The organism is Streptococcus jiangjianxini (assembly GCF_040225085.1).
Lineage (GTDB): Bacteria > Bacillota > Bacilli > Lactobacillales > Streptococcaceae > Streptococcus > Streptococcus jiangjianxini.
The window spans coordinates 43142-66923 of record NZ_JBEHGL010000002.1; the positions used below are offsets into that span (position 1 = coordinate 43142).

At 38.2% G+C, this 23782-nt stretch carries 21 protein-coding genes; 9 read left to right on the forward strand and 12 right to left on the reverse strand.

Annotated features, from left to right (window positions below; genetic code table 11):
• Window positions 1–53: 53 nt before the first annotated feature.
• The 4 genes from ABP870_RS01385 to pyrF all read right to left on the reverse strand — a co-directional run bounded on the left by ABP870_RS01385 (window position 54) and on the right by pyrF (window position 3921).
• Complete coding sequence (locus ABP870_RS01385) at window positions 54–920, reverse strand: transporter substrate-binding domain-containing protein (protein ID WP_350013840.1); 867 nt, start codon at window positions 918–920, stop codon at window positions 54–56.
• A gap of 100 nt (window positions 921–1020) precedes the next feature.
• A complete protein-coding gene (locus ABP870_RS01390; protein ID WP_350013714.1) occupies window positions 1021–2463 on the reverse strand; it encodes an amidase in 1443 nt (480 codons plus the stop codon).
• Between the two features lie 96 nt (window positions 2464–2559).
• Entirely contained in the window at window positions 2560–3189 is a 630-nt protein-coding gene (gene pyrE, locus ABP870_RS01395) for an orotate phosphoribosyltransferase (protein ID WP_350013715.1), read from the reverse strand.
• Between the two features lie 33 nt (window positions 3190–3222).
• Window positions 3223–3921, reverse strand: coding sequence for an orotidine-5'-phosphate decarboxylase (gene pyrF / locus ABP870_RS01400; RefSeq protein ID WP_350013716.1), 699 nt, complete (start codon window positions 3919–3921; stop codon window positions 3223–3225).
• 294 nt (window positions 3922–4215) lie between these two features.
• On the opposite strand from pyrF, the gene ABP870_RS01405 reads away from it, so the two are divergent.
• The 7 genes from ABP870_RS01405 (at window position 4216) to ABP870_RS01435 (ending at window position 12645) form a co-directional block, all read left to right on the forward strand.
• Window positions 4216–5130 (forward strand): LysR family transcriptional regulator, encoded by a 915-nt coding sequence (locus ABP870_RS01405; RefSeq protein ID WP_350013841.1) that lies wholly within the window; start codon window positions 4216–4218, stop codon window positions 5128–5130.
• 675 nt (window positions 5131–5805) lie between these two features.
• Entirely contained in the window at window positions 5806–6459 is a 654-nt protein-coding gene (locus ABP870_RS01410) for a response regulator transcription factor (RefSeq protein ID WP_350013717.1), read from the forward strand.
• Complete coding sequence (locus tag ABP870_RS01415; protein ID WP_350013718.1) at window positions 6456–7838, forward strand: HAMP domain-containing sensor histidine kinase; 1383 nt, start codon at window positions 6456–6458, stop codon at window positions 7836–7838. The genes ABP870_RS01410 and ABP870_RS01415 overlap by 4 nt, the downstream gene beginning before the upstream one ends.
• 483 nt (window positions 7839–8321) lie before the next feature.
• Window positions 8322–9053 (forward strand): S1 family peptidase, encoded by a 732-nt coding sequence (locus ABP870_RS01420; RefSeq protein WP_350013719.1) that lies wholly within the window; start codon window positions 8322–8324, stop codon window positions 9051–9053.
• A 284-nt stretch (window positions 9054–9337) separates the two neighbouring features.
• The gene (locus tag ABP870_RS01425) at window positions 9338–10609 is read left to right on the forward strand and encodes an ABC transporter permease (RefSeq protein ID WP_350013720.1); all 1272 of its coding nucleotides are present in this window, start codon (window positions 9338–9340) and stop codon (window positions 10607–10609) included.
• Window positions 10610–10643: 34 nt separating this feature from the next.
• Window positions 10644–12011: an ABC transporter permease gene (locus ABP870_RS01430; RefSeq protein WP_350013721.1), complete on the forward strand. Its 1368-nt coding sequence runs from the start codon at window positions 10644–10646 to the stop codon at window positions 12009–12011.
• A 10-nt stretch (window positions 12012–12021) separates the two neighbouring features.
• Window positions 12022–12645: an ABC transporter ATP-binding protein gene (locus ABP870_RS01435; RefSeq protein ID WP_350013722.1), complete on the forward strand. Its 624-nt coding sequence runs from the start codon at window positions 12022–12024 to the stop codon at window positions 12643–12645.
• Between the two features lie 730 nt (window positions 12646–13375).
• Here ABP870_RS01435 and ABP870_RS01440 read toward each other — a convergent pair.
• The 7 genes from ABP870_RS01440 to rpiA all read right to left on the reverse strand — a co-directional run bounded on the left by ABP870_RS01440 (window position 13376) and on the right by rpiA (window position 19784).
• Window positions 13376–14155 carry a LytR family transcriptional regulator gene (locus ABP870_RS01440; protein ID WP_350013723.1) on the reverse strand — a complete coding sequence of 260 codons (780 nt, stop codon included), beginning with the start codon at window positions 14153–14155 and terminating at the stop codon, window positions 13376–13378.
• A 1-nt stretch (window position 14156) separates the two neighbouring features.
• Entirely contained in the window at window positions 14157–14867 is a 711-nt protein-coding gene (deoD, locus tag ABP870_RS01445; protein WP_350013724.1) for a purine-nucleoside phosphorylase, read from the reverse strand.
• A 304-nt stretch (window positions 14868–15171) separates the two neighbouring features.
• Complete coding sequence (locus ABP870_RS01450) at window positions 15172–16314, reverse strand: chloride channel protein (RefSeq protein ID WP_350013725.1); 1143 nt, start codon at window positions 16312–16314, stop codon at window positions 15172–15174.
• Between the two features lie 251 nt (window positions 16315–16565).
• Entirely contained in the window at window positions 16566–17375 is an 810-nt protein-coding gene (locus ABP870_RS01455; RefSeq protein ID WP_350013726.1) for a purine-nucleoside phosphorylase, read from the reverse strand.
• 12 nt (window positions 17376–17387) lie between these two features.
• Window positions 17388–17798, reverse strand: a complete 411-nt coding sequence (gene arsC / locus ABP870_RS01460) for an arsenate reductase (glutaredoxin) (RefSeq protein ID WP_350013727.1) — start codon at window positions 17796–17798, stop codon at window positions 17388–17390.
• 10 nt (window positions 17799–17808) lie between these two features.
• Complete coding sequence (locus ABP870_RS01465; RefSeq protein ID WP_350013728.1) at window positions 17809–19020, reverse strand: phosphopentomutase; 1212 nt, start codon at window positions 19018–19020, stop codon at window positions 17809–17811.
• A gap of 92 nt (window positions 19021–19112) precedes the next feature.
• Window positions 19113–19784: a ribose-5-phosphate isomerase RpiA gene (gene rpiA, locus ABP870_RS01470; protein ID WP_350013729.1), complete on the reverse strand. Its 672-nt coding sequence runs from the start codon at window positions 19782–19784 to the stop codon at window positions 19113–19115.
• Window positions 19785–19922: 138 nt separating this feature from the next.
• On the opposite strand from rpiA, the gene ABP870_RS01475 reads away from it, so the two are divergent.
• Window positions 19923–20639: an XRE family transcriptional regulator gene (locus ABP870_RS01475; RefSeq protein ID WP_350013730.1), complete on the forward strand. Its 717-nt coding sequence runs from the start codon at window positions 19923–19925 to the stop codon at window positions 20637–20639.
• Between the two features lie 15 nt (window positions 20640–20654).
• On the forward strand, window positions 20655–22022 hold the full coding sequence (gene mnmE / locus ABP870_RS01480) for a tRNA uridine-5-carboxymethylaminomethyl(34) synthesis GTPase MnmE (RefSeq protein ID WP_350013731.1): 1368 nt from the start codon (window positions 20655–20657) through the stop codon (window positions 22020–22022).
• A gap of 90 nt (window positions 22023–22112) precedes the next feature.
• On the opposite strand, the gene ABP870_RS01485 is transcribed toward mnmE, so the two are convergent.
• The gene (locus ABP870_RS01485) at window positions 22113–22931 is read right to left on the reverse strand and encodes a transporter substrate-binding domain-containing protein (protein WP_350013732.1); all 819 of its coding nucleotides are present in this window, start codon (window positions 22929–22931) and stop codon (window positions 22113–22115) included.
• Window positions 22932–23782: the final 851 nt, after the last annotated feature.

The window sequence follows — 23782 nt, forward strand, 5'->3', positions numbered from 1 at the left end:
ATTCTTACTAAAAGAGAAGACCGAGTTATGGCTCAGTCTTCTAATCACTTTACTTATTTATCTGAAACATCAATTGTTGCTAGATCTTCAGTTCCTTCTTCTGGCTCTGTCAAATCTTGACCAGCATAGTATTTCTCAGAAATCTTCTTAAGTGTGCCATCTTCCTTCATTTCTTTGATAACACCATCAAGTTTTTTCTTAAGCGTCTTATCCTTTTTACTCATGACAATCCCTTGTTCTGTTGGGTTATACTTAACGTCACCAACTTTAACTTTGATATCTGGGTATTGTTCCGTCACAAACTTAACAGCCACTTTTTGTGTATAGTAATCATTTGGAATGAAATCTGTACGACCTGTAGAGACGTCACGAAGATAGACATCGTTAGTCACATTATCATAGATAACTGGCTCTGCACCTTGTTTTTCAGCGATTTTCATGTACTGAGTTCCAGCACCACCGCCAGCTTTCTTCCCTTTCCAGTCGGATAGGTCTTTAGCTTTAATACCAGAAGAACCATCTTCACGGACAATCATACCGCCGACTGAATACTTGTAAGGAATAGAGATATTGTATTTCTTAAGGCGTTCTGGTGTTGCATCAAAATTATTGACGGCAACATCCACTTTACCACTATCAACTGAAGTAAAGGACTCTGCCACACCGATTTCCTGATAGTTAACTTTGATCTTAAGACGTTTGCCAATTTCATTCATCATATCGATTTCATAACCGATCAGTTTCTTATTATCATCATAATAAGAAGTTGGATAGAGTGTTCCAGGTGTGGCAACTTTCAAAACGCCTGCTTCTTTAACCTTATCCCAACTCGACTCACTTTTAGCTGCCTTATCATTTGAACAAGCAACCAGAAGGCTAGCAGCCATTCCCACTGACACAAGCGCTGTTGTTTTCTTAATCATTATATCATCCTTTTAATTTTTCTATAAGACTGAAAAGGCTTACTGAAATAGTTTACTGTATTTTTCGGCTTCTTTCAAGAAGAACAACTTGAAACTATCAAACAAATTTATTCTCATTTTCAAACAATTCTCCTAATTGTAACAGTAAGTCTTCTCTCCCTTTGGCGGCTGTTACTTGGACACCGAGAGGTAAACCAGCTTCTGTACGATAAACCGGCAAACTGATAGAAGGTTGTCCAGTGAGATTAGCTTGCTGAGTAAAAGGTGTCCAATTCAAACTCTCTTGAAACATCTGCCAGATCATGTCTTGTTGCTCTGCCTGATTAAAGTCATCAATATGTCTTAAATGGTTTCTTAACTGATCTGATAAGTCAAACTGACCATGCTTAGGGGCAACATCTGCCACTGTCGGTGACAAGAGAATATCATATGTCTCATGAAAGTCATGCATCAAACGACTATAGTCATCCCATTGCGACAAAATCTTAGAATAGGTCTTAGCCGAAATCCTTTGACCACTTCGGTAGATAGCCCAGGTCATCAATTCCATATCATCAATCGTCATCTGACGTCCTAGGCTGGTTTCTATACCATCAAACATAGCAGCTGTTTCGACCGAATTCATGATGTAATATGATTTCATGGCTTCAATGCCGTCCAAGGGCTGTTTATCAAGAACAAAAACCTCGTGGCCTTCTTTTTCTAAGAAATGCGCAGCTTTCTTAACAGCATGAATAGCATCAGCCGACACCTGTCCACCGATAGGGGATTCCAATTGCAAGGCAATTCTCAGGGGTTTTAGGGATTTTTCAAACAAATCCTCATGACTAAGCCGAGGCAATACAAATGGGCTTTCCATCTGACACACTTGAAAGTGTTCTAAAAGCGTTTTGGTATCTCTGATAGTCTTTGTCAGCGCAAAATTGACGGATGCTCCCTGCCATCCCCGATAAGAACTAGGACCTACAGGGATACGGCCTCGCGTTGGCTTTAAACCAATCAGGCCATTGAAAGAGGCTGGAATTCGGATGGAACCACCACCATCACTAGCGGCTGCTAGAGGACTAACGCCAGAAGCAACAAGGGCTGCTGCACCACCAGATGAGCCGCCTGCATTGCGCGTGATATCATCTGGAAGGTTGACGGAGCCATGTAGCTGACTATCAGAAATGTTTTTAAATCCAAACTCCGGAGTGTTGGTCCTCCCTAAGACAATAAAACCAAGTGATTCCAGTCTTTTCACATAATTATCAGACTGTTTGGCACGATAGTTTACCAATAAACGTGACCCTGACGTTGATTGTTCACCAGCCTGTTCTTGCCCCAAATCCTTCAAGAAAATGGGAACACCTCCAAATGATTGATTAGTGAAATCTCTAGTTTCTGACTCTTCCAAGGCTTTCTCAAAGCGTGTACTGGAAATGGCATTTAGTCTAGGATTTTCCTTTTCAGCTTTGGCAATAGTTTCTAGGACTAACTCCTTGGCTGAAACTTGTCCAGAGCGAACACTTTTTGCCATATCAGTTGCATCTTTAACCATCCTAATCCCTTTCTTTTCATGAGTATGACTTTTCAAACACTATTTTTGATGACTATTATATCAAAAAGAAGCTGACTAGAGCAGCTTCTCGATTTTTTAATCTTGCCAATTCTCTTGGTCTTCTTTAAATCTTTTTAGGAGCATAAGACCGTCAGCATCGATATAACCTTGAACTTTAGCGACTTTTATCAATTCACTATAGTTTGAAAGGGTGACTAATGTAACATTAGCTTCTTCAAAGTTTGCTTGAGCTTGGGGTAATTCATAAGAAAAAATAGCTACCACACCTAAAACATCTACACCTGCATCCTGAGCAGCTTTAACAGCATCCAAAACAGAACCACCGGTTGAAATCAAATCTTCAATAATGACCATCTTTTCGCCCTTGATGACGCGTCCTTCGATCTGATTACCAGCGCCGTGATCTTTAGGTTTTGAACGGATATATGAAAATGGTAAATTCATCTTATCAGCAATAATAGCCCCGTGTGGAATTCCTGCTGTGGCTGTACCTGCAATCACTTCCACCTCAGGAAAATGCTCTCGAATCATTTCAACAAAGCCATTTTCAATCAAGGTGCGTGTCTCTGGATAGGATAAGGTGATGCGATTATCAGTGTAAATAGGTGATTTAATACCAGAGGCCCATGTAAAAGGAGCTTCCGGTTTGAGGTAAACAGCTTTAATGTCTAATAAATCCGAAGCAATTTGTGTAGCAAGTGTCATAATAATCTCCTTTGTGACTTTCTAGAAATCCTTTTAAACCGAAGCATTCCAATCAGCCTTAATGGCTTGATAAGCTTGATAAGGATCAGGGGCTAGTGTGATAGGTCTTCCAACCACAATAAAGTTTGATCCTGCAGCTCTGGCCTGACTAGGTGACATCACGCGCTTTTGATCGCCGCATTCTGAACCAGTCGGACGAATGCCGGGTGTTAGGCAAACAAAATCTGACATGGTTGCCTCTTTAATCAAGGTAACTTCGTGTGCCGAACAAACAACGCCATCTAAACCAGCTTCCGCTGCTTTTTGAGCATAATGTTTGACAGAATCTGCCAAACTGGTTTGTATATTTTGATTGTCTTGCATCTGTTCCTGATTGGTAGATGTTAACTGGGTAACAGCGATTAAGATGCCTTGCTGACCAAATCCCCGTTTGGCTGCTGCCATCATCTCTACCCCGCCTGCCGCATGAACATTGGTCATATCAACACCGAGCTTAGCTAAAACTCTCATGGCTGACTCAACTGTATTGGGAATATCATGTAACTTCAAATCCAAAAAAATACTGTGTCCCAGAGATTTTACATAAGAAATAATCTCAACACCACAGGCATAGTATAACTCCATTCCAATCTTGACATAGAGGGTTTCACCTTCTGGAAATTTTCCTAGAAATGCTTTAACACTATCAAAATCGGGAAAATCAAGAGCAATAATTGGTCGCGTCTCAAACAATTCGGTCTCCTTTGCAAAACAAAAGCCTTACCAGAAAAGGCAAGGCTTTACGAAATCAAGGAACTATCCTCTTGTAGACCAATTAGACGATACTAACTGATCATATTATTCCGAAAGAAATCCGCAGATTCCAACCTTCTATGCCTCTCTGGACTTAGTTAAAGGTTATTTAATTTTATTTATTATATCCAATTGTTAGGTCCTTGTCAAAATATAATCCGGCTTTTCCAGCCGTTTGATGAGAATTTTTGTCATTATCTTATCTTTCAGACAGCTTTGTGATACAATATGGCTATGCGAATTCAACAATTACAATACATTATTAAGATCGTCGAAACTGGTTCGATGAATGAGGCAGCCAAACAACTCTATATTACGCAACCCAGCCTTTCCAACGCTGTTCGAGATTTGGAACACGAAATGGGCATCATTATCTTTATTCGTAATCCCAAAGGAATCACACTAACTAAGGATGGCGTTGAGTTTTTGTCTTACGCCCGACAGGTGATTGAACAGACCGACCTTCTTGAAGAACGTTATAAAAATCCAATAGCGCAACGGGAACTTTTTAGCGTATCGTCACAACACTACGCTTTCGTTGTCAATGCTTTTGTCTCATTATTAAATAAGACAGATATGACGAAGTATGAGCTTTTTTTACGTGAAACAAGGACTTACGAAATCATTGATGACGTCAAGAATTTCCGATCTGAAATTGGTGTCTTGTTCCTCAATAGTTACAATAGGGACGTCCTCACCAAAATGTTTGATGATAATCACTTGGTAGCAACCAATCTTTTTTCAACGCAGCCACACATTTTTGTCAGCAAGGACAATCCTTTGGCAACTAAAAAGATCATCCAACTAGAAGATTTAGCGGATTTTCCTTATCTTAGTTATGATCAAGGGGTTCATAACTCCTTCTATTTCTCTGAAGAAATTATGGCTCAGGTTCCTCATCCCAAATCGATTGTTGTATCAGACCGTGCTACACTTTTCAATCTTATGATTGGTCTTGATGGTTATACCATCGCAACAGGTGTCTTAAACAGCAAACTCAATGGCGACAATATTGTTTCTATTCCGCTTGATGTTGATGACCAAATTGATATTGTCTACCTAAAACATGAGAAGGCCAATCTTTCAAAAATGGGTGAAAAATTTATCGATTACTTATTGGAAGAAGTCCAATTTAAAACAAATAATTGACAATCGTCCGTTATACCAGTTCAAAGGCAAGCATCTGTTTTGATGTTTGTCTTTTTTCTTACCCATTTTAAAAATAATTTTAAAAGCCAAAAATATAGAGCTTCTTTCATTATGACCATTAGCTATCAAGCAACACCAAAAGTTAAACTGATTTGTCAATATTTGACAATTTCACTGTTGTGACAAAGCCTGATTATACATAAGCTCAAAAAGTATTGACAGACCAGTCTAACTTTTAACTCAATACTCTAATCAAAAAAACAGATAAAACATAGATGAGCTGTAGGCTAACATTAGATACATTTGATACACTAAAATTATTCTAAAGGTAAAGGAGGGATTTAATGATTCGATGCATTTGATAGATACCCCTTTTTTTCTGAGTACCAACCAGAACATAGGTTTACCATATACTTTAAGACATCCCTACTGATTCTTGGCTAGCTCTTTCATCAATCCTAATATGAATGGACTTGTCCGCATATTTACTGTTAAGACTGACTGTTTTCTCAAGGTTAGACTAGCAAGGTCATCACTATCAAGTGTGTTCTTGCTATAAGCTGCTACCATAGTGACAAATACCTTTTCAAAGATTGACTCATCGCTAAACAATATATGATACAATAAAAATAAATGTGTCTTTTATAAAAACTATCGTTAAAAAGTGAGGAAATAATGTTTAAGATATTAGTCGTCGAAGATGATAAAACAATTAATCAAGTCGTTTGTGAGTTTTTAAAAGCAAATAATTACAGCCCCGACCCTGTTTTTGATGGGGCCGACGCCTTAGAAAAATGGCAGAGCCATTCTTATGATTTAATTATCCTGGACATTATGTTGCCATCTATTGGTGGCATCGAAATCCTCGAAGAAATTAGAAAGACTTCTGACGTTCCTATTATTATGCTAACAGCTCTTGATGATGAGTACACTCAGTTAGTCAGTTTTAATCATTTGATTAGTGATTATGTCACAAAGCCCTTTTCACCGTTAATATTAATCAAGCGGATTGAAAATGCTTTGAGAGGTGTTGCAGGAGGTGAAAAACTAACGATCACTGATTTGGTCATCGATCTTTCTGAACGGACAGTTTCATGGAAAAATGTTGCCATAACCCTGACGAAAAAAGAATTTGACATTTTAGAGTACCTGGTCCAACACCACCAGAAGTTAGTCACCAGAGACCAAATAATGGATGCCATTTGGGGATACTGTGAGCTGGACAGCCGCGTTTTAGATAATCATATCAAAAATATTCGAAAAAAGATGCCTGGTCTTCCGCTTCAAACCATTACTGGAATGGGCTATCTATTGGGTGACCGTGCATGAAATTAATCAAAAAAAACTTTTTGGTCATTAATCTGCTCATTTTTGCCGTTGTGACAATCATCCTAGGGCTTCTCTATTTTATCATGCCCATTTATTATGAGCACGTTCAAACACAAGAGATCAAGCATGAATTTAAACAAGTTAGCAAACAAGTAGAGGGGAAGTCATTAACACAAGTCAGCAGACTTCTCTCTAAAAACAATAAATCAAACATCTGGTATTCAGTAGTCAATCAAAAACAACATATCATTTTTCCAAGCATACAAATTAGCAATGCTAGTGATAATGAGTCCAGTGATATTATCATTGCAAGTGATGACTCTCATTCTAACAATGAAGTAATGAAGCATACATTTACTTTAGACTCTGGCGAAAAGGTAACACTATTAGGAGAGCTTTCGCTGCAGCCAGTCTCTGATGCCAGCAAGATTTTGCTAACCCTATACCCTTATTTGCTTCTCATATCCTTAACGATCGCTAGTATTGTTGCTTTTCTTTATAGTAAAACCTCTAGCAGCCGCTTAATTACTATCTCAAACACTACTCGAAAGATGGCCAATCTAGAACCCAATCTATCCTGCGACATTAAAGGTAAAGATGAAATTGCTAACCTAGCTAGTGATATTAACAGGCTTTACGATAAATTATTTACAACCATTAAATCTTTAAATAAAGAGTATGATAAACTTGCTGATCTAGAACGAAGTAAATCAGAATTTCTGCGAATGACTTCTCATGAGTTAAAAACACCAATTTCTAGTGTTATCGGCATGATTGACGGTATGCTCTACAATGTAGGAGATTTTGCTAATAGAGATAAATATCTCAGGAAATCTCGTAAAGTCTTGGAGGGGCAGGCGCAAGTTATTCAAAGCATCCTATCTCTGTCCAAACTAGAATCAGCTGTGGAACAAAATCAAGAGATTTTCTCGCTAAAGACTGCTTTAGAAGAAGAGATGGAAGTTTATCATATCTTATCAGAGCTTGATCGCTACCAGGTAACTGTCGCTCTAGAAGAACAATGGGTTAAAGCCAATAAATTATATTTACTAAAAGCTATTAAAAATATCATTGATAATGCCTTTAGGTATACCAAACCTGAAGGTCAGATTGCCATCACACTTAAGGCTAACCAGTTAGTGATCAAAAATGAAGCCGAGCAATTGTTGAGTCAAGAACAATTAGAACAACTGTTCCAGCCTTTTTACCGACCAGATTACAGCCGCTCCCGTAAAGATGGTGGCACAGGATTAGGTTTGTTCATCGCTCACCAAATATTTGAACGCTACCACTTTGACTATCATATTGATATTCAACACGAGCGCTGGGTAATCTTTACAGTCACTTTTCCAGACTTAGAAAAAGAGAGTCAGTCTTAATAATACTCAGCCAAAATCATAAAATAACGCGATGTATCAAATAGCAAAATAAGTTTCTGCAGTTTAGAGCGAACGAAGTGAGCTTGAAAGGATATTTTCGCCGTAGTGGTATTATTAGTGACAATATTGCTGTCACTAATAACGGAATTTTTGAGACTTAGGCTTAAAAATTAGGAATGAAACTCTGAAGGAGGTTGCTTTTGTCCGCACTACTTAAGAAAAAGTTATTTTTTTGAAATTAACTGAGTATAGAGCCTTCTGTTAAAGGTTCCAAAAAAGGGACAACAATCTAGTTTAGATAAGAAAAACCTAGTCATCAACTAGATAACAACTACAATGCTACAAACTGATAGTCGCTATCTGATCATCGACATCGGTCTTAAGAGATTCTAGAAAATTTAGGAGTAAATCATTGGAGCTTCTCATTGGCGAATGTTTTTAGTCATCAGTGAGAAAAAAACATTTAGAGAGAGGAAATACATAATGAAAAAATTAGTAACCTGCATCGCCCTTGGTTTTCTCTTATTACTAGGAAACCACTCCACTGTCTTGGCTGATAAAGTCATCGACGGGGAAAAGACACGCACTGAAATTCAAAAAAATCAAGAATATCCTTATCAAAGTGTTGTTAGAGTACAATACTTGAAAAATAAAAAAGAATATGGAACAGGATTCTTTGTTGGACGCCATCACTTAGTTACCAACAAGCATGTTGTCAATGTGTCTAAAAAACCCTTAAAAGAGATTGTGGTTCGTATCACAGGGAAAGATGGAAAATATTATGACTATCCCGTTAAAAAAATAACCCCAGCCAAAAAAGAGAGCGATGACATGACTATCCTAGAAATTGGAGATAATCCCAAGGACAAAGGAACGCTGGCTGCCATTACTCCCTTAAAACTGGCTAGTCCTAATACTATCAAAAGTCTAAAAAAAGGAGACAAAATCAGCGCCATTGGTTACCCAGGAGACAAACCATATGGAACGCTTTGGGAAAGTAAAGGAAAACTGACAAAAGTCGAACCAGATGGGAGCTTCTTAACCTTCGCTGCTTTAATCTATAGTGGCAATTCAGGATCACCACTTATCAATGAGAAAAATGAGTTAGTCGGACTGGTTAATGCTTCAACTGACGATAAAAAGAATCCTAAAACATTTGGATTTTTATTACGACCAGAATTACGAGACTTTTTAACAACCACAATCAAAAAATAGACTAACTGATCTATCTAAAAACAACAGGAATATGAGATACTCTCGAATCTCTGGCAATGATTTCTCATTACTAGTCAATGATAGTTAAAGCAACCAAGCATTAGTCACTGCTGATATAAACATCTTAGAGGCTGAGATATTTATCTAGCCTCTTGTTAATAGGCTTGACTAGACGAAAAAACTTACCCTGCTAGCTACCCAAGAAATGATTGCTTTTAAGCTTTACCTTAAACAGTCAATTACTCGATATCCATCAACGCTATTAGAATCACAAAGGAAAATCTATGAATGCTCTGACACGCGCACAACTGTATTTAAAGCGGCATTACATCAAAACGGTCATATTGACTAGCCTACTTTTGATCGTAAGCCTTTCTCTGACACTACTCATCTCACTTAACGCAACGTTTAGTAAAGATATCCAAACACTCTCACAAGTACAATCGAAACGCTTTATGGTCACTAAGATAGATAACAGTCCTGAACATACCACAAGTTCAGCTACCCGCCATACATTCCAAAAGGTCGCGTCTCGCTATCACCTAAAGGCCAACCACTTAATCACTGAAGTCGTAACAGTCACCGATAAACAACAATCAACGTCAAGGCCTTATAGCTTGATTAATCAGGAATTCTTATCAAAAGCTAAATTGTTAAAATCAAAATCATTTTTGGCTACAGGCACTTATTTAACGGATTGTGATGTCAATAAAGCTCTGGTTAGTCAACGTTTTGCACAAAAATACCAATTAAAACCAGGGGAACATTTTACGATAAAAGGAGCAAATGGCTCTCAACACACCTTAGCTGTAGCTGGAATATTTAAAGTATCCCAATCTCCTATCACTAATCGAGAAAGTGATTCCCTAGATAATAATATCATCACAACACAAGCAACTCTGACAAAAGTCAACCCAAACTATACTTATCAAACGAGTTACTATGAAGCCTCAACGAAGACAGAGGCTATGCAAGCACAGACTGATCTACAAACTCGAAAAAATATCGCTAAAGAATATCAATTAAAAAAAGATGCCAGTATTCAAGCACAGTTGAAAGGATTGAAAAGCCAACAAAGACTTTTTAAACTAATCTTCTGGGGAACTCTTGTTCTTAGCACCTTAATTCTTGCTTTCTTTCTCAATCTATGGATGAAGAGTAGACAGCTTGAAATCGGTATTTTACAATCACTCGGAAAAAGTCGAGGCGACATCTTGCTACAATATATCCTAGAAATTCTCATTGTAGCTAGTGTCTCAGTAGTGGTTGCTTTGCTAATCAGCAATCTCTTACTGCCCTCCATAAGAGCTAGCTTACTTCATGACCTTTTAAGCGCTAGCTATGAAAATACTGATAATGCCGAACTCATGCCTATCGCTTTTCTAGCTAATCATCTCAATCTGGAGCAACTGGTTCAGCACACCACTAGCTTAAAAGTGACCGATATTAGCTATAGTATTGTCACCAACTTAGCCTTAGCTGTTGGGGCCGTCTTCCTAGCTTGTTCTTCACTGCTAAGATATTCACCGAAGAAACTCTTTGCCATGATGTCTTAAACATCACATCACCCATTAAAACGAAGGAGTAATCATGTCATTTTTTACCAGAGCTATTTATTATTTGTATCGAAAAAGAGCAAAAACACTAATCAACTTTTTACTTTTTAGTGTTATTGCCAGTTTTCTGATAGCCATCTTTAGCTTATCATCATCGATGTCAGGAGCAGTCGTCAAAAAGCATAACCTCACTCAGAGCATAACCCTGTCAGCTAGTAATATTTTTGTTGGAGATGGTTATGGTTCCGGAGAACTTTCTGAAAAAGCTATTCAAAAGATCGCTAGTTATCCTGAAGTCAAAAGTTTTGTTCCGTCTGTATCATCCTTTGCTAGTTTAGAAGATGCCAAGCTAGTCCCTATCGGAACCACTGAAGGCGATTATCGAAGAGAGGATATTGCGACTGCCATAACTGTCGAAGGTATTTCAAACAGCCATAAGGATAATCGTTTTACAACAAGTATGTTAAAACTCAAAAGTGGTCGTCATCTAAAACCTAATGATCACTATAAGGTCTTAGTTCATGAAGACTTTGCCAAACACAATAATCTTAAAGTCGGTGATCATTTAACATTGGGACGTGATCCCCTTCGTTATATCGGAAAAGATAAAACACCTTTAAAAGCCGAAATTGTCGGGATTTTTAGTGGGAAAACCTTCAATAAACCGAATTACAATGACGAGCTAGTTTCTAACACCTTACTATCTGATACCAGTCTAGCCAGTGATTTATTCGGCTTCCCTAAAGGAAAAACACTTTATAGTGAAGCAACTTATGGCTTAAAAAAATCAGTCAATGCCAAAGAATTTATCGCTAAAGTGAAACAGGATGTTGACGAAGTCAATTGGCAAAACTACCAACTGACTGAGCAAAACCCTGCTTTAAAATCTTATAATCGTAGTATCAGTCTCCTTCAAAAAACGGTAAAACGTTTAGTGCTTGTAACCATTATTGCCAGTGCTATATTAGTTATCCTACTACTAACCTTCAATGTACATAATCGTTTACGTGAATGCGGTGTCTTGTTAGCTCTTGGAAAATCTAAGATCGATATTGTTAGCCAATATATCGTTGAAAACCTTCTGCTTGCCATTCCATCATTTATCGTTGCTAGTCTTGTTGGAAAAACACTAGGACAATTATTAGCTAACCAGACCGTGGACGCTGTTGCTCGTACCGTCAGAGAAGAAGTTACGAAGCAATTAGGAGGTTACACCTTGGGGGCTGATAGTCAGACTGACCTTATCATGCAAACTGTCAAGCACTTCCAAGTACATCTAAGTTCTAATGAGCTAATCAGTATGATTGCTATCAGCAGTGGCTTGATCATTATCGGTATTATCGTAGCAAGCTTACCAGTTATCCTACTAAAACCCAAAGATATTCTAACTAAGATTTCATAAGGAGACAGACATGCTAACCATTAACCATTTATCCTATACTTATGACGGCATCAGCCAGCAACAGGTATTCAAAGATTTAAATTACGATTTTAAAAAGGGCACCTTTTATTCTATTGTTGGCCATTCGGGAACAGGAAAGACGACACTACTCTCACTCTTAGCAGGACTAGATAAACCAACTTCAGGCCAAGTTTTGATAGAAGGAAAAGATTTAAAGGACATCGGCTACGCTAACTACCGTCGTCATCATGTCTCCTTAGTCTTTCAAAATTATAATCTTCTAGATTATCTAACCCCTTTGGAAAATATCAGACTCGTTAATAAAAAAGCAAGGGCTGAGGTTTTACTCGATTTAGGTCTGTCGAAAGAACAAATCAATCGAAATATTCTACAACTTTCAGGAGGTCAACAACAACGAGTCGCCATTGCCCGATCTCTTGTTTCAGGAGCTAAGGTCATGCTGTTAGACGAACCTACTGGTAACTTGGATGAAGAAATTGCCATCGATATCGTTCAAAACCTCAAAGATATCGCCCATCACGAAGACAAATGTGTCATCATGGTTACACATAGCAAGGCACTAGCCAAAATGGCTGATGTTCAGCTAACCTTGAAAAATGGACAGCTAGACTAGCTTCGCTAGATCATGCCCCCTGTCTAACGGCTGGTTTATTTGTCTCGCACCTATCGGGGCGAGACTAGGCTTAAAGCCACATAAATGAAAAACCTTAATGACATCTGTCATCAAATTCCCAACGAGTAAATCATTGATTTCTTGGTTATAGAAAACCATCACAATAGAGATGCGGAGCGTGTTCTAACATAAATAAAGGCCAAGCACTATCAACATAAAGAGACAGCTTTGGGCTATTATGAATCATTTTCAAGTTGGAAATCTATGCTTATTCATTAACAAATAACAAAAAAATCAATCAAAGTAGTCATCTAGAAATAATCTAACTACTTTGATTGATTTTCTAATGATCACTTTCTGAAAACACATTTCTTATAAAGCAACCCTAAGCGTTCCATGACAAAGTATCTAGTCCCTCCTCTCAATCCTTCAGTATATTGACATTCCAGAGCCAATCCTGACTCTAAAATGTGTTTTTAAATATACCTTGTTATAGGACACTTACGTTAAAAGTTCGACACAAAACATAAAAAGCAAACAATATGGAATTCTGTCTAACAGAAATTCTCATTTGTTCACTTTTTTATTAACTTCATAAATCTAGATGGTAACGAATCTCTTGAAGAAAAATATTGTTATCTCTGACTCGTACGTTTAGCCGTAAGATACCCACTCGTAAGATTTTGCTTCGTGCATTTATGAGATAGTTAGTCCAAAAATCTACTATAAGTTATTTTTTGGTTTTTGATGAATATAGTTCCCTTAATATTAAGTGGTTCATTTGATCAAAGTAGAAATTCTCTCGATCATAGACAACATCACAGTACAAAGCTAAATCAATAATTTTTGCTAAAAAAGTTTGTGATGAGAAGCCAGTCGTTCGATGTAATTCTTCTTCATCGAAAGATTGAATCAAATGTGCCAATGGATTGCGAACTGACTTTTCAAATTCACGCAAATCTGAAACAGTCTTTTTAATCGTTTCATCTAAGTCTGTGTGTTGAATCAATTCTGATAAACTGCTAGAAGTTACTTTGCCATCTCTTTTTTGAGAAACATAAGATATTATTGCCTTATTATCAGAAGCGTGCATTTTATGAAAATTCCAAGTATCATATTGAGATGACTTTGCATTATGAATATAATCATCCAATTCAGGCACTTGATCTGCAAGGACTTCTAAAAATAGGCGGTACAAGATAGGGCTGACAGCTCTGACAAAATCAATAATCTTACCATTTCGTAACTTAGCTTCTAAGTCAAAAATATAATTGGCCAACAACTCCTTCTCATAAGGATTGGATACCAAATGACGATCGAAATAAGCTTCACACTGCCTTCTCTCATATTCTTTTTTAAAAAGATAAGCAACATTCAATTCTCTACGTTCCTTTAAACTTTCTAAAAGAAAATGAGTCTCATCATTTATCTTATCGTCAAGGATTTCTGATAAATGATGGTAAGCGTACAAGTCTAACAGAACAGCTACTTTATCAGTATCTATCGTCATATCATTCTGCAATCAATGTTTCCAGTCCTACCTTCATCATGTCAGTGAAGGTATTTTGACGCTCTTCTGCCGTTGTGTCTTCTTCAGCATTTACCAAACTATCAGAAATGGTCATGATGGCTAAAGTATCAACACTGTGTTGTGCTCCAAGGTAATAAAGAGCTGCCGCTTCCATTTCAATCGCCTTAACACCAAGCTTACCTAGCGTTATATTGCGTTCCGGCATGTTTGAATAAAAGACATCAGAAGACAAAACATTCCCAACGTGCGTTGTTAAACCAAGGTCTTTAGCGATATGATAGGCTTTATCAAGCAATTGGAAATTAGCAATTTGTGGAAAATCAAACTCTGGAAAATCATTGCGAATGATACTAGAGTTCGTAGCCGCAGCTTGGGCTAAAACCAATTCGCGTACGTGAACGTCTGGGTCGATGGAACCAGCTGTCCCAACACGAATGAGTTTTTTGACACCGTAATCAACAATCAACTCACGCGCGTAAATAGAGATAGATGGCATCCCCATTCCGGTTCCCATAACAGAAATACGTTGTCCCTTATAAGTACCAGTATATCCGAACATGTTACGTACTTCATTAAAACAAACTGCATCTTCTAAGAAATTTTCTGCGATGAATTTCGCTCGAAGAGGATCTCCTGGAAGAAGAATTTTATCAGCAATATCGCCTTTTTTAGCGGAAATATGAATAGACATAATAATAATACAAAGAGCAACCAAAAAACGAACGAAACATAGGTAAACTAACCAAGAACTCTTAATGCCTTACCTAGCTTACCCTTTTCCCAAGTTTTCATCGAGTTCAACTCATATAGAACTTGCTCTCTTTCCTTTCTTATTTTTAATGTTAGAGGCTGTTTTTCAACCGATAGATGAATATCAAGCAATCTAGCACTCTAAATATTGCGAAATGAGAGTCCGTAAACCATAGGTTAAACACACTAACAGGTTGAACAATACTCCCTAAAACTAAGCCACTCATAGCTATGGCTTTCTTTCATCATCTCTTTCTTTTCAGGCCTTTATCACATTGATGTGACCAGATTTGCACTAATAATAAACTAACAAATAAATGTGGGTAAGCTTGGTAACTAATCCCTGTAAAACCAACAACTAAGAAGAAAGCTGCCAAAGGGGCTTCTAAGCAAGTTGCTAAAAATACTAGAGAGCCCGTTGTCATCAGTGTTAGTAAAAAGCCACTTTCAAAATTGAGAGGCGCCACCAGCAAGTAAGCTAATCCCATTCCTAAAGCAAAGGATGGCGTCAGAGTTCCACCGTAAGCACCAGCCTTTAACGTTGTTAAAACGAAAATAGTTTTAAGTAAAAGCAAAGCCACCACTGTATAACTATCAGGCAACTTGAGAAATGTGATAACCATTTCAGAGCCATTCCCCATTATTTGAGGGTAATAAAAAGCTACTAGAGCGAGCCCAGAGAATAGCAACGGGAGGAGGATCATCATATTTACAGACGTCATTTTCTGACTTTCAACCCTTATAATCAAATGCTTAAATAGTTTAGCAAAGGGTATTAGAACCAGTGTAATGACGATAATACCTAATAAACTTTGCCAAGACGCTTCCACATGATCCACTGGGAATAAGGGATCCGTTGAAATAACTAGACTAGCGGTCCAAGCTGATAAATAGGTGACCAGTGAAACTTCTATAAAACGTCTGATAGAGTAATCTAAGTTAAGGGTTTCAAATACAAAGAAGACTGATCCTAAGGGAACCTGGTAAATAGCTGATAAACCTGCTCCAACCCCTGCTGCAGCAAGAAAAGTCATATCGGATTGTGGCAAGCCTAACTTCTTTCCCAGTGGCTGCGCCATTAAAGCACCTAATTCACGTGGTGCTGCTTCTTTTCCAATAGGTGAACCCAACCCGACAGTGATGATTTGGATTAAGACATGCCAAATCTGCCGTTTATAATTTAGTTGCTCAAGCTCTTTATTAAAAACCAGATCGTGAATTCGATATAACACATTTGGTGGTCTTTGAAGGAAATACCATGAAAAGCCAGCTACAAAACCAGACAAGATTAACAAAACAGCATGTCCGATAGTCATCGATTCTTTGCCAAAAAGACTGGCAACTTCCATCGTAGCGTCAAGGATAGAATGCAGAACGATACCTAACAATCCGACTATAACACCTAATAGTACAAGCGCAAAATAAAATCTTTTCCTCGTCCTCAGAACGCTTATCGCTGAGGAGATTGTTGTTTTTAAACTAGTAAACACGATTAGTATCTATAAAAATAAACTCCTTTGAAATAAATGTCAGTTTTTCTTTGAGGTATGTTTTCCAAAAGTAGTCAAAATCAAGAATCGAATCCATTAGTATGGTTATACTAATGGATCGCTTGATTATTGTATGACTATACTATTTTCTATAATTCTGTTAATATCGCTTTCACTAACCCTTTAAAGTCTTCTTTAATATGGGTTGTCACTTCCACTACTTCTTCGTGGTTAAGTTCTGATTGGAATCCAGCTGCAAAGTTAGTAATTGCTGAAATTCCCAAGACCTTCATACCTGAGTGAGCTGCCACAATAACTTCTGGAACGGTTGACATACCAACGGCATCTGCTCCTAATGATTTATAAGCGCGAATTTCTGCTGGTGTTTCATAAGTAGGTCCCGCTACACCAATATAAACGCCTTCCTCTAAGTTAATTCCTTGTTTTTTAGCCACAAGGTGAGCCACTTCTCGATAAGCTTTAGTGTAAGCATCTGACATATCTGGGAAACGCGGTCCAAACTCATCAAGATTTTCACCAATGAGTGGATTAGTTCCCGTCATGTTGATGTGGTCGTTGATGGCCATTAGGGTTCCTGGACCATAACTAATCCCTCCGGCTGCATTGGTAACCAGAAGTCCTTCACATCCTAATGCTTTCATCACACGAACAGGGAAAGTAACTGTTTCCATAGGATTACCTTCATAGAAATGGAAACGACCCTGAAGCGCTAATACTTTACGACCTGATAAGTCACCAAAGACCAATTTGCCGGCATGACCAACAACAGTTGATTGCCCCCAATTTGGGATATCAGCATAATCGACTACGATTGCATTTTCGATTTCTTCAGCTAATTCTCCTAGGCCAGAACCCAAAATCAAACCGAATTCCGGTGATTGAATTCCTTTACTTTCTAGAAAAGACTGGGTCACTCTAATTTTTTCTAATAATGTCATACGATCTCCTTTTTAATATATGGGGTAGACGACTTCTCCGTCCTCTTTTGTATATGGACTTGGTAACGAAACTGGAAGGATTTCTAATAAAGTCTCTGACGGACGACATAGTCTCACTCCCTTACTTGTTACCACAATAGGTCTATTGATTAAAATGGCATCTGCCATCATAGCATCAAGTATCTTTTCGTCTGATAATGTTTCATCTGATAAGTGATGCTTCTCAAATTCAGGTACATTTGTTCTAAGCAATTCCCTTGGACTTATCTGCATTTTGTCTAATAAGTCGATTAGCTGGTCACGACTAGGTGGCGTCTTTAGATACTCAATAACTTTTGGTTCGATACCAGCATGTTTAAGCATGGCTAGTACGTTCCGAGAGGTACCACAATTTGGATTGTGATAAATAACGACTTCTTCCATCTCACTCACCTTATTTCAATTCAGCTAGGAAACTTTCCCCAATCATGGCTGTGTCAACACCAAAATTGTCAGCAACAGTTGCTGAAATATCAGCAAAATGCCCTTGTGGAATCACACCACTACCTGTAAAGGATGGGCTATAAGCCAAAAGAGGAATGTATTCACGAGTATGGTCTGTTCCGGCATAGGTAGGATCATTGCCGTGGTCAGCTGTAATGAGAACTAAGTCCTTATCACCTAACAATGCTGTTATTTCTGGCAAACGAGCATCGAATTCTTCCAGACAATCACGGTAACCATGCGCATCACGGCGGTGACCGTAAAGAGCATCAAAATCTACTAAATTGGTAAATGAAAAACCTTTGGTAAATTCTGGGTCTTGAAGGGTTTTAAGTAACGTGTCAACACCATGATTATTTGACTTATTATGACCTTGGTCATGGGTAATCCCTGAGCCATTAAAGATATCATTAATTTTTCCGACACCATAAGTTGGAATACCAGCGTCAGCTAGTTTATTCAAAACAGTATCTTCAAAGGGCGAAACAGCCAAGTCACGACGATTTGAAGTACGAGTAAAGTTCCCCGGCTCACCGACATACGGACGGGCAATAATGCGTCCTAGAAGGGCTGGACGCTCAAGAGTAATCGAACGGGCATATTCGCAAATACGGTAGAGTTCTTCAAGTGGAATAATATCTTCGTGAGCAGCGATTTGAAGCACTGGGTCAGCAGATGTGTAAATGATGAGCTCTCCAGTTTCCATTTGGCGTGGACCAAAGTCATCAATAACAGCTGTTCCAGAATACGGCTTGTTGGCCTCACGAATCACTTTACGCCCAGAAAATTCTTCAATTTTTGTCAAAATGTCCTCAGGAAATCCGTCCCAGAATGTGTCAAAAGGCTCGGTAATATTGAGTCCCATAATTTCCCAGTGACCGGTCATTGTATCCTTTCCGAGAGACACTTCTTCTAATTTAGTCACATAACCAGTTGGATGACTTTCAGCAGGTACCGTTTTAAGCGGTGTTTCACGTGGGATATTTCCAAGGCCCATTTTAGCCATATTTGGGAGGCTAAGACCTACTGTTTTTGAGATATGGCCAAGGGTATCAGAAGCACCATCAGGAACTCCTGCATTGACAAAGTTATTAGCATCTGGAGCGGCACCAATACCAACAGAGTCAAGTACCACTAAGTGAATACGATCAAAAGTAGACATAATTCTCCAATCTAGGGTGGTTACGGTTAGCACCCAAATACCTGTATAACTGATTGTTATAAAATAATGATTTTAATATAACCAAAACACAATTAAGCTTCTAAGACTCGAACACCATCTTGGCCAGCAACAATAACTTTATTAACCATCCCTGTAAAGAGACCATGCTCAACAACGCCAACCATAGCCTTCAATTGCTTCCCAAATGCAACAGGATCCTCGATGTTACCCAAATCTAAGTCAATAATGTAATTTTGCATATCTGTCACAAAGCGACGTCCATCTTTGAGACGATAAGAAGGGTTATAACCTTCTTTTTCAAAGTAACGCAAGAGCCGGTCTGCCCCATATTGAACGACTTCAACCGGTAATTTAAAGGCACCAAGCTGTCCAACCATCTTAGACTCGTCAACAACCCAAATGTATTCTTTTGTTGGAGTTGCGACAATTTTTTCCATAAGAAGAGCGCCACCGCCACCTTTGATCCCATTGAAGTGTGGGTCAACTTCATCTGAACCGTCAACGGTAACATCGATGACATCAATATCATCAACAGCTTTCAATGGAATACCCAAACTTTCTGCCTGCTTAGAAGTCTGACTTGATGTGGTTACTCCAATAATTGAAAGTCCTTCTTCGTTGACACGACGCCCTAATTCTTCAACAAAATAATAGGCAGTTGATCCAGTCCCAAGTCCGACGATCATCCCATCAGAGACAAATTCCGCGGCTTTAAGACCAGCTTGTTTTTTTAATGCTTCCATGAAAAACTCCTTATAGAATAGTTACACTTCATTATAACATGAAAGCGAATCCTTTTTAAAGAATTATTGTTGATATTTTGGGCTTGTTCTTTTTTGAGAACGATGCTATAATAAGCGAGCACTAATTGAGGAGACAACATGTATACTAATAATGAAATCATTGCTATCATCAATCAGAGAAAGTCAGAATTAAATTTATCCCTAAGCCAACTTGCTAGGCGGGTAGGCATGGCAAAATCTGCTGTCTCTTGTTATCTCAATAAAACTAGAGAGTTTCCCTTAAATCGTATACCACAGTTTGCCCAAGCGCTGGATTTATCACCGGAGATACTTTTAGGAATTTCAGAAGAGGACTATCAAATTATTTTCCAAAAATTAGATCGTAATCGTCAGGAACAAGTTTTAGATTTCCTCAACCATCAATTGGCACAGCAGGAAGCTGAGAAACAAGTCTTAGACCAACCGGTTTATCCCGTAAAAACTGTCACCCAACTTGCTGCTGGACTTGGTTATGCTTTTAATGACTATGATTTTGAGACTGTCCATGTCCCTTCGCAACCACCGCGCTATGACTTAGCCTCTATCGTTAATGGGGATTCTATGTATCCGACCTATCGTAACGGTGACGTCGTTTACTTAGTTGACCGTGGATTTACATCGTACAATGGAGAAGTATGTGCTATTGCTGTTAACGATTGTACCTTTTTGAAGCAACTTTATTTAGAAAAGGAACAACTTCGACTAGTATCCATTAACCCAGATTATGATGATATTCTTCTTCCATTTCCACCAGATGAAGATACCCATATCAAAATTTATCAAGTTGTTGGTCGTGACACAACCATTGCTATCTAAAAAGAAAGGATATTTATGATTACCAAAGAGTTTGATACTATTGCGGCTATTTCAACGCCACTTGGTGAAGGAGCTATTGGCATCGTACGCCTATCAGGAAGTGAGGCTATTGACATTGCTCAAAAGGTTTTTAAAGGAAAAAATCTCAAGAAGGTTGCTAGTCACACCCTTAATTACGGTCATATTATTGAAAATAATGATATTATTGATGAAGTTATGGTTGGTGTTATGAGAGAACCTAAGACCTTTACTCGTGAAGATGTCGTCGAAATCAACACACACGGTGGCGTTGCTGTCACCAATGAAATTCTTCAACTCTTGATCCGCTCTGGGGCTCGTATGGCTGAACCTGGTGAATTCACAAAGCGAGCATTCCTTAATGGACGAGTTGACTTGACTCAAGCTGAAGCTGTGATGGATTTGATTCGTGCTAAAACGGACAAAGCAATGGCTGTCGCCGTCCAACAGTTGGATGGTTCCTTAAAAACTCTGATTGATAACACACGCCAAGAAATTTTAAACACTTTAGCGCAGGTTGAAGTTAATATCGACTATCCGGAATACGATGATGTCGAAGAAATGACTACTGCCCTAATGCGTGAGAAAACGCAAGAATTTCAAACACTCTTAGAGCACCTGCTGCAGACTGCCAAACGTGGGAAAATTTTACGTGAAGGCTTATCCACTGCTATTATTGGTCGTCCAAATGTTGGTAAATCCAGTCTACTCAATAACCTTTTACGTGAAGAAAAAGCCATTGTAACTGATATTGAAGGAACTACCCGCGATGTCATTGAAGAATATGTCAACATCAAAGGTGTCCCATTGAAACTCATCGACACTGCAGGTATTCGTGATACCGATGATATTGTTGAACGTATCGGTGTTGAGCGTTCCAAAAAAGCACTCAACGAAGCTGATTTAGTGCTTCTCGTGCTAAACGCATCTGAGCCATTGACTGAACAGGACCAAACGCTTCTTGCTATTAGTAAAGATAGCAATCGGATTATACTCTTAAATAAAACTGACTTGGAAGAAAAGATTGAGCGTACACAACTACCAAATGATGTCATCGCCATTTCTGTATTGAAAAATGAAAATATTGACCAAATCGAAGAACGTATCAATCAGCTTTTCTTTGAAAACGCGGGGTTAGTCGAAAAAGATGCTACCTATCTTTCCAATGCACGCCATATTTCGTTAATCGAAAAAGCTGTTGACAGTTTAAAAGCTGTCAACGAAGGGCTCGAACTAGGTATGCCTGTCGACTTACTACAAGTTGATATGACGAGAACCTGGGAAATTCTTGGGGAAATTACAGGCGATGCTGCTCCAGATGAATTGATCACACAGTTGTTTAGTCAGTTTTGTCTCGGTAAATAAAGATTCCATGTCTTACCTGCATTTATTGCTAACTTTAACATTCAATACAAAAATCCTCTTGTTGTTCACTCAACAAGGGGATTCTTTTCATTATTCGACAGCTTTTCCTGTTAATTTTGCTGCGTCAGAAATGTACTGTTTGTAAGTTCCTTCTTTTTCCATTTTGGCAATAATGCTATTAACAGTTTTTTGGAGTTCTTTACTTTCTTTACCCTTTGGCATAGCAACTGCTTTGGCGTCGCCTTCCCCAACCTTCAAGGCTATCTTTGCTAAAGCAATATCTTTATTTTGAGCGATATAGCCTTCTGCGACAGGTTTCTCTAAATCAACCGCGTCTACAACACCTGATTTCAATTCGTTGATAGCTTCTCCCATGGCTGTTAGTGGAACAACTTGAGAATCTTTCAATTGCTCTTTAGAAAGATTTTCCTCGATACTTCCTTTTTGAACAGCAACTTTTTTACCTGATAATTGATCCAAGCTGGTATATTTACCTTCATCCTCTTTACGTATCAAAATAGCATTCTCTGTTTCATAATAGGCATCAGAGAAAGTATAAGCATTCTTACGCTCTTCAGTTACTGAAAGTCCTGAAATAGCGATATCTGCTTTACCATTCTTCAAACTAGCCAGAACATTATCAAAACTCATAGTTGAAACTTCTAATTTAACTCCCAACTCATCAGCGATAGCTTGAGCCAAATCAATATCGGCACCAACGACCTTATCCTTACCATTGACAAGAGCTTTAAATTCAAATGGTGGATAGTCTGGACTAACTGCAACCACTAACTTACCATCTTTTTTGATTTCTTCCTGTAAATCAGCTGATTCAGATGAACCGCAGGCTGCTAGTATTACAGTAGAAACTAGGAAAACTGCTCCTAAGACAAACTTTTTCAATTTCATTATTACCCTCCAATTTTTATAATAACAATATTATACAGCACATCGGGCATAAGTCAAGAATAATTTGCATTTTTATTCAATATTATATAAAAAGTTGGATATTTTTTATGAAACGGTTTGCAATATTGGTTTATCCGCGCAGCTTCCTAATCACATATAAGCGTCCAAATTAAAGCGGCTTTAGGTAACAATAGTTCACAAAAGCTTTCAATGAATGTGCTTGCTCCTTTATGGAAAATATGGCTTTCTGCGAATCATCTACTCTTCTGAAACTGCTTTAATAACACATCAGAGGAAATTCTTTTGACTCAAGGGCTATCGGCTACTAATCAATCATTAAAAATGTCTACTGGACATCCCAAAATAGCAGCTGCTTCGATATTCATACTACCAAACCTATGCAAATGACAGGCAATAAAAACGTTTAATAAACGAGTGTCCAAATACTTATAGCATAGAGATCAGTAACCGTTACCCCCAAAAATAGTTACAAGATGAGAAATATACCACTCATTTTGTAACGCATTCGGATATCAACAAAAGGCTCTAGAAGCTTGTTCGCCATGATCAAAAATCATCCAAGAACACTGTAATTGACAAGACTTCCGGACTTTCCAAATTGAGGGATTACTCTCTGAAACCTTCTCAATACAATTCTTTACTAGGCACTTACTATAATAAAATAACTCATTTCTTCCCGACTAAAATCGTTTGCACATAGAGACTAGATCTCCGCCATTTTGATTTTGAATTAGTATTAGAACTGTTGATTTACTAACCTTTGTGAGAGGTTTTGTCTTTTGGATGCAATTAAAAAGGCTGAAGAAAGCTATCCAAAATGGACTTTTTCT